The 2,897-nt window shown below is 74.1% G+C and carries 3 protein-coding genes; 2 read left to right on the top strand and 1 reads right to left on the bottom strand.

Annotated elements, in window-relative coordinates; translation table 11 throughout:
- Positions 1-1,019, bottom strand: a 1,019-nt coding sequence (locus VF825_RS17280; RefSeq protein ID WP_331115654.1) for a hypothetical protein, incomplete at its 3' end; no start/stop codon positions are given.
- Positions 1,020-1,103: 84 nt separating this feature from the next.
- Here VF825_RS17280 and VF825_RS17275 point away from each other — a divergent pair.
- Entirely contained in the window at positions 1,104-1,922 is an 819-nt protein-coding gene (locus tag VF825_RS17275; protein WP_331115652.1) for an MEDS domain-containing protein, read from the top strand.
- Positions 1,919-2,860 (top strand): sensor histidine kinase, encoded by a 942-nt coding sequence (locus tag VF825_RS17270; RefSeq protein WP_331115650.1) that lies wholly within the window; start codon positions 1,919-1,921, stop codon positions 2,858-2,860. Before VF825_RS17275 ends, VF825_RS17270 begins: the two co-directional genes overlap by 4 nt.
- The last annotated feature ends 37 nt before the right edge of the window (positions 2,861-2,897 follow it).

Raw genomic sequence — 2,897 nt, 5'->3', positions numbered from 1 at the left:
CCGTCCGCCCGGCTCGCGACCAGGACTGCCGCGTTCGCGGCGCCGGAGGCGCTGACGGCGTCCTCGGCCAGCACCCGGCCCACCTCGGCCGGAGTGACCGCCCGGGCTAGGTCCTGGGCGCAGGAGAGGAGCTGGTGGGTCAGGCGCAGCGATCGGCGCAGCTGTCCCTCCCGGCGAACGAGCTCGGCATCGCTGTACGCCTCGACGTCCCGCAGCTGTCCGAGCACGCTCCAGAGCGCGCCGCCGGCGAGGACGGCGTACGTGCCGAAGCGCAGCGACAGGCTGGCCCACCACACCGGTGTGAAGCGCGCCCCACCGGCCGCGTTGAGCAGCAGCTCATACACCGACAGGGACAGCGCCACACCCACCCAGCCGAGCAGTGCCTGCGGCTCCCGGCCCACTCGCCGGAACCAGACGACGGCGCAGGCAGCAACGGCAAGAGCGCAGCACACCTCCACCCAGCGCAGCAGTGGCGTGTACTGCCCCGACGGCAGCAGCAGCTCGGGCAGGGGCACCAGGTCGAACGCGAACGCCAACGTCGTGACGACACCGACACCCACCGCCGGGAGCAGCCAGGCAGAGGACACCCGGCGCGCGCCGAGGAGTGCGCCGACGGCGAATGCCAGGTGGAACAGCAGGTACAGCGCCGAGTTGCCCTGGTCGTCAGTGGCCAGGGGACCTCCGCCGGGCATGGCGAGCGGGTGCGACACCAGCTGCAGGACCATCGCCAGCAGGCCCACCGCGAGCCCGGCGGCCACCCACGCCGGCGCCGGGTCGGCCTCCGCGCGGGCACGCCGCGCCACGATCACCGTGGCGAAGGCAGCGCACAGGGGCGCCGCGGCGAGGAACGCCACGCCCAGGCCTTGGGGCGGAAGCACGTGCAGGAACAGTGCGGCGCAGTAGACCAGACCCGCCACGACCGTGGTCCCGACAGCGACGAGGAGGTCCAGACGTCGCACCGGCGTCGGTGTCCGGGGCTCCAGCTCCGGGTTCGCCGCCCGGGCCAAGGTCTGCGCCACCCCGACATGGTCGCAGGCAGCAGCCTTCCGGCCCACCCCCTGAGGAGTCTCGCCCTGCGTTCGACGTCGGCGTAGCCTGCTGGAGTGGAACCGCCCCGGTGGACGTCCCCCGGCTGGGACGGGCACCTCCTTCTCCTGCACCGCACCGAGCACGACCGGGCAGCGGCCCTGGCCGCGTGGGCACGGCATGGCCTGGACCGCGGTGAGAGGGTCGTGCTCATCGAGCCGGAGGGCGTGGCGCACCTGGACTCGGCGACGACGGTGCTGCGGCGCCACGGCACCGACCCTGCGACCTTCCTCGCCTGCGGCCAGCTCCAGGTGCTGACCGCCGACCGCGACCTCTACTCGCTGCAGGGCCAGGTCGACCTGGTCGAGGGCGCGCTGCGCGACGGGTTCCCGGGCGTGCGGGTCACCGCCCGTGCCGACGCTGCGGACAGCCTGGTCGACGGGCGCGAGCACGCCGACCTGGAACGGGCCATGAACCGGCTCTGCCACACCCGACCGGTCTCGGCGCTGTGCCAGTACGAGGCGGACCTGGCGCCGATGATGCTTCACGCGCTGTGCGGCATGCACGCCGACGGCATCGTCGAGGCCCAGCTGCGCTGCCGGGCCACCCCCGAGGGCCTGTCCCTTGCCGGGGAGATCGACGTCTCCAACCACCAGGTGCTCCGGTCCGCCCTCCGCGCCGCCACCACCACCGAGTCCACCCGTGACCTCGTGGTCGACCTCACCGACGTCGGGTTCGTGGACGTCTGCGGCGCCCGAGCCCTCCTGACCGGCACCACGGAGCACCGGGGGGCCGGCGGCCGGCTCCGGCTGCTCCGCCCCGCCCCCGCCGTCGAGCGGCTGCTGCTGCTGCTCGGCCTCGACCGTGCACCCGGAACCATCCTGGAGCCCCGATGACCCAGCCCCTCGGCATAGACCGGGACAGCTACAGCCACGACCTGCTGGTCCACGACACCGACGAGGAGCTGGTGCGGGCCACGCAGGACTTCGTCGCCGAGGGCCTCGACTCCGGTGGCCAGGTGCTCGTGCACAGCAGCCACGAGCGCGTGGCGTTGCTGCGGGACGCGCTCGAGCCACACCCCCGGCTGACCTTCGGCTACGACGAGGAGCTCTACCGCTCCCCCACCAGCACGCTCTTCGCCTATCAGCGCCAGCTCGCCCTGGCGCCTCAGCAGTCGCAGGTCTGGGTCACCGGCACGGTGCCGCTGGCCGAGGACCGCGACGCCCAGGCCGCGTGGTCGCGCTACGAGTCGCTGGTCAACGTGGCTCTCGGACGCTTCGCCTTCCACGCGCTGTGCACGTATGACGCGCGGACCCTTCCCGGGCACGTCGTCGACGCCGCTCGGGCGGCGCACCCGCACCAGGGTGTCGGCCCGCTGCGCCGCGAGAACCCCGCCTACGAGACCCCGGGAGACTTCCTGGCGAACCCGCTGGCGATCACCCCCCGGGTGCCGGGCACCCCGCCGAGCGCGGACCTCGTGCTGCGTGACCCGCGGGAGCTGCACCTGGCCCGGAGCCTCGTCGCGCGCGAGGCCAAGGCGTCCGGGCTGCCGTCCGACGCGCGGGGCGACTTCGTCAGCGCGACGCACGAGGTGCTCGCCAACGCCTTCCGGCACGGGGCCCCGCCGGTGCTGCTCGAGCTGTGGGTCACCCCGGGGCGGCTGACCGCGCTGGTGACGGACCGGGGTCCGGGCCTGCCCGACCGGATGTCCGGCTTCGAGTACCCCGACCGGGGCGGGTCAGTGGGACTGTGGGCCGCCCGGCAGATGTGCGAGGAGCTCGTCATCGGCACGGGCCCCGACGGTGGCTGCAGCGTGCTGCTCACCGCCGGCTGAGCCCGGGCCGAGCTGCCCCGAGGTCGACGGAAACCAC

The sequence above is a fragment of the Oryzihumus sp. genome, from assembly GCF_036391795.1.
Taxonomy (GTDB): Bacteria; Actinomycetota; Actinomycetes; order Actinomycetales; family Dermatophilaceae; genus Oryzihumus.
The sequence above is the reverse complement of the archived record's forward strand: the minus strand, read 5'-3'. Positions and strand labels throughout refer to the sequence as shown.